The sequence below is a fragment of the Bacteroides sp. GD17 genome, from assembly GCF_038448625.1.
Lineage (GTDB): Bacteria > Bacteroidota > Bacteroidia > Bacteroidales > Bacteroidaceae > Bacteroides.
In genome coordinates this window covers 1-5,048 of the sequence record NZ_JBCEZS010000037.1, presented here as the reverse complement: position 1 = coordinate 5,048, position 5,048 = coordinate 1, and the positions used below count along the sequence as shown (strand labels likewise).

4 protein-coding genes are annotated in these 5,048 nt (G+C 41.8%); 2 read left to right on the top strand and 2 right to left on the bottom strand.

What is annotated here, in order from left to right; all coding sequences use genetic code 11:
• Positions 1–201: 201 nt before the first annotated feature.
• Positions 202–1,071 (bottom strand): hypothetical protein, encoded by an 870-nt coding sequence (locus AAE250_RS23290; protein WP_342289481.1) that lies wholly within the window; start codon positions 1,069–1,071, stop codon positions 202–204.
• A 12-nt stretch (positions 1,072–1,083) separates the two neighbouring features.
• Complete coding sequence (locus AAE250_RS23285) at positions 1,084–2,205, bottom strand: nucleotidyltransferase domain-containing protein (protein WP_342289480.1); 1,122 nt, start codon at positions 2,203–2,205, stop codon at positions 1,084–1,086.
• A 194-nt stretch (positions 2,206–2,399) separates the two neighbouring features.
• On the opposite strand from AAE250_RS23285, the gene AAE250_RS23280 reads away from it, so the two are divergent.
• Positions 2,400–2,666 (top strand): PqqD family protein, encoded by a 267-nt coding sequence (locus AAE250_RS23280; protein WP_342289479.1) that lies wholly within the window; start codon positions 2,400–2,402, stop codon positions 2,664–2,666.
• 528 nt (positions 2,667–3,194) lie between these two features.
• Positions 3,195–4,523: a site-specific integrase gene (locus tag AAE250_RS23275; protein ID WP_342289478.1), complete on the top strand. Its 1,329-nt coding sequence runs from the start codon at positions 3,195–3,197 to the stop codon at positions 4,521–4,523.
• Positions 4,524–5,048: the final 525 nt, after the last annotated feature.

The window sequence follows — 5,048 nt, the reverse complement described above, 5'->3', positions numbered from 1 at the left end:
TTAACTTCGCAAAAGCAAGAACATAACAGACGGCTAACGGCCGTGAACACATCGCCTCACGACCATAAACAGATCTGTTCATGACTGTAAGGCGATGTGTTCACGGCCGTTAAACGCTAATGAATGTAATGACTAAACAGAGCTAATGTATGTCTTTCTACTATTATAGCATGGTGTACTTGCCATCATTCCGTGCTGTCGCTACTCCAAAGTAAACGATTGCGAACCGATAAGCGTGCCATCAGAGAAAATGTCTACGCGATAAGCCCCGGCATAGAGAAATTCTTCTACATCCCAATAAACCGTTATGTTCTGTTCTTCACCGTTATACTCGATGTATTTCTTGATAGAATACGCCAGGTTACGGTTCTCGTAACTAAAGGTATTAGACGAATTCTTGGTCAGCACATCATTATCCGGCTTCGCAATACGGACGTAAAGAGTCCGTTCGCCGGTTTCGGCAGTAATATTCTTCACAATGGTGAAGTTGATCTTGAGTTTTACGATGTCTTTTACCTTTTTTGCCACTTTGCCCCGCTTGTTGGTAGGTTGCACGGAGATATTGGTAGCATCCAGTTGTGCGGCAAGGGTTACTTTCTTGTTCAGCGTCTTTTTCTCCTCCGACAGATTGTTTATCTGACGGGAAGCGGCGTTGTACTTCTGAGTTACGTCGGCAATGATTTCCTTCTGATGCGCGGTCAGGCGATTCAGCGAGTCTATCTGGTTGATATAACCTACCATGATTTTACGCAAGGAGGTCAGTTCGTTCTTCAGACGGCGTATTTCGCTGGCGTTGCTGGTCTTCACGGTGCGCAACTCTTCCAGCAGACGCTGTGTCTTCAGCTGTTCCTGCTCCAAAAGCATGGATAAAGAATCGTTGGAGACGGTCAGCTTCAGTTCGTCATATTGTTTGGCAAAGTCGGTGTATTGATTTTCAAGATCTTCCTTGTCCAGGTTGAACTCCAGCACCAACTCTTTATTGGTCTTCTTTTCTGAAATGAGCAAGACGGTTAGCCCTATCAGCATTAATACTAATACGACTCCTGCGGCAATTAAAACTTTATTTTTCATCTTGTTTCCTATTTAGTTTCTGTTCCACAATTTATTCCATTGTACTTGTGCCGAATGAACGGCAAGCATAAGGGGATACCAACGTGCTTCGGCCGAAGCCAAGGACCCGAATTCGCGGCACCGCCGGGTGGCACGGGTAAAGGTATACCATTTCCCTCTCCAATATCCTTTGGGGCGTTGCTTTATTTTGGTGGTATACCGCCCGAAGTTACCCCCTTGCCAAATGTCATTGAACAACCATTCACCGGTTTTCAAGTCCTTTTCGGTATAAGCTATAGGCAGATCTTCTGCAGGAAGTCCCAAATAGCGGACCGCTACTACGCCAAATACCCTGGCAGCTTTGCTCAACCCCCATTGCCGTAACAGTTTCGCAGTCTTCTTCCGGTCAATCTCTTCTCGTCGGGCATGGAGTAGATTTGCCCAGTCGCATACTTGGCGAAGTCCGATTCCCTCATTCAGAAAATGCAGGGTGGAGTGTGCCAGCACGTAGGCAACATCAAAAGATAGTGGGGGAAGAGTTACCCGGCAACCTTCAATTTCCAGGTTCCGGCATGCTGCAGTGTTATGCCAACGCGCTATCTCCCGTTGAAAATGCCCGTCGGAGGAAGGAGAACTAAACCGGGAAAGGACGCGGTGATTTTCTATATCCACGCCGTGCCAGTGTATGCACGTATGTTTGTGGTTCTCTTCGTGTTCGCCGGTTGCTTCTTGTCTGAGCAGTTTATTGGCTGTTTTATAGTTTTTGGGGCCTATATACAAATCGATGTCTCCGCATTGGCGATGCAGTGGAATTCGATAGTTCTGTGCCACTCCTTGGCCTTTCAGCAGAACCGGTTCTATCCCATTGGCACGATAGAGCGCATAGACATTAGCAAGTTCACGGTTCAGGATGTGGTTGTTTTCTTCTATTTGAAGCAAAGAGTTGCACCACTTTAAATAAAGTTCGCGCGCGGGATGCAGTTCCTTCGGCAAGTTTTGCATGCCGTCGAACGTGATGCCAAGCAGGGCTTGCACTTTGGCCGATTGGTATAATTGTTGCCAGTCCGTTTGCCGGTCAAACAAAGTAGAGTCTATGTCCATGCCCCATAAACCCGATTGGACAAGTGCGAAAAACTGTTTTTGTATTGGAGTCATATTTCTCAGCTGAATTCACTGTTTACTTTTTCCGGGGCAAATATAGGGAATAAAACTGAAATCTACAGTATTATTTTGAAACTGTAAATCAAAGCAAGTTTTAAAGTTTAGGCATTTTTCAATATTATGATGAAGTATTTAGAAGGGAATGTTTATCTTTGCGACATTTTAATAACAAATCAATATTTATATTTATGAAGATTGGAGACATTTACAAGGTTCGGGAAGTTGCCGGTGAGAACCTGATTGTTGAGCAAGGGAAGTCTCAGGCCGACATGACCAAAGTGATTTCGCTCAACAGTACGGCGCTACTTCTTTGGAAAGAGTTGCAAGGAGCTGATTTCTCATTGGAGGATGCAGCACATGTGTTAATGAATCATTATGGCATACCCAAAGAGCAGGCTCTGATTGATGCTCAAAAGTGGATAGATGCTTTAAGCCGCTGTGGAATTATAGAATAGTTTCCTTGCTTGCATTGGCCGGATATGCAATTTTATTTGTTAGATATTATTGTAAAGTATATTAAAATTGTCATCCTTTGAAATTTTGAAGAATTGGCATTTTATTGTGTGAATTCAAAAAATGAATATTGTAAATAGAATATCTTGCTTTATAAGATGTATTTATTACTATTTAAGCTTGTATATTAGGAGATAAGAGTGATAAAATGAATTTCCTAAATACAAAATAATTCCTTATTTTTTTATCCGTTCAGACAAAAAACAATAAATTATAGGCTTGTAATGCCTTAATGTATATATAGAAATTAGAGTTTTGCATTTTGTTGTAAAAACGTCCCTTCGTAACACATGCTTTTACGCGCCAAAGGTAGCGATTCTATTGACATCCGCAAACAAAATAAAAGTTTTTTTTCGTGCTTGGTGCTGAATAAGGCAAAAACATCGTTTTTTTATAGGTTTTCTTAAGTTTTACTAATAAGAAGAAACGGGTAATTCTTTGTTTATGTACGAACAATAGCATTAATGATTATGAAACAAATGCCACTGAATAGAAAAGAAGAAAAAGACTTGAAGCTAAGATTCAATCTGAAACAAGTCTGTGAGGAGGATAAACTAACGCAAATTATGCTTGTAATAACTATTAACAAAAGGAGAATCAGAATTTACACCAAACTTCGCGTAGAACCGAAGTTCTGGAATCATGAAACTTATCGGTGCAGCCAAACCGGGCGCTTAAACCTGCGAGAGAGGCTGCGGCTGAAACATATCAATGAACAAATTGACAATCTTGCCATGTCCCTGTATGAAATAGATGAGAAACTTGCCATAAGAGGTGAGTATCTGTCGGCCTCCATTGTCCGGCAAGTTGTCAATGAGAGTCAGAAGAAAGAAGAGCTTCTGCAAAATCCCCTTATCTGCCTGAGAGGGCTGATTGAGGAGTATGAAAAGAGCGTGAACCGAAAAGGACGGCGCGGTATTGAAAGTACCAAGGCCACTTATCTTACAGCCTTGGGGCGCCTGGAAGACTATAATAGACAGAGAAAGGTGCCGATCGGTTCGTTTGACGACTTCAACAAGAGATTCTTTGCCGATTTCACAAACTACCTTTATGGGTATAAGTATGGGAAAAATGAGAAGCGCTATACGCAGAATACAATCATCAACACCTTGAAGGTGATTAAGAATCTGCTGCATCGCGCCTATGATAATGAGATGACAACGAACAACTATTTCTTGAAAGTTCAAACCACATTGCCTTCCAATTCGAGCGAACAGGTTTATTTGCAAGAAAAGGAAATTCTGAAGCTTTCCTTGGTGAAGACGGAAAATGACCAGGAGCGCGAAGTGAGGGATGCATTTGTTATAGCTTGCTATACGGCGCTGAGAATCAGTGACGTCCGGCAGTTGAACAAAGCCACCATACGCAAGGGAGTGATATCGCTTTATCAGAATAAGACGAAAGAACTGGTTGAGATTCCGATATTGAAAGAGATAGCGCCACTCATAGCTCACTATCAGCAGATAGGTTTTCCGGTTATCGACAAGATGAAAGCTAACAAAATCATCAAGGTGCTTGCCGCACGGTGTGGCATCAACGAAATGATCACCCGCAAGGAACTACGCGGTGGAGAAACCACCATTGTTGCAGTTCCTAAATACGAACTGATCAGCTTTCATACGGCACGGAGGAGTTGCGTGACAAACCTCTATAAGCGCGGTTATCCGATAAATTATGTAATGTCACTTTCCGGACACCGTTCTTTTCAGGCATTCCAGCGCTACATGAGGGCATCCAGCAAAGAACTGATGTCCGATTTTGTACACTTGCTGAGAAAAGAAAAAGCCATTTTGCCGTAGCTATTGATAAAATAAGCATACAGCATCAAGCAGCCCGCCATTGATGGACCCGGATCAATGGCGGGTTTACTTTAGCTAATTGCCAATGCAGATTGATATAAGTTTATTTCTTGTCACTGGTGTCTGATATTGGTGTTATTTCTACCCTTTATAAGCAATCGCTTTCTGCCGAAGCAAACCGTTATAGATTGTATATAAGACGATTACGTTTCCGCATCCTTATAAAGTAAGGTGCTAAAAAACAGTGTCAATATATACAGAGAGCGAAATTTGCCGTTGGCCGTCGAATTTGAATAAGGCTATATATCAGCCTTTTAACCCTTTTCCTGCGCCTCTGACAAATTCTTCTTCTTTCTCTGCTACATCTTTTACTACTCTTGCAACTATAAGATAATCAGTAAAATAACTTCTAAAAGTATTTAGGAAATTTGTTTCTTACTTTGCAGGCTGAAAAGGCGTGATATTGCGCTTTAAGGATATTGAGAACAGAGAACATTTATATTATTAACAATTAAATTTTTGTAG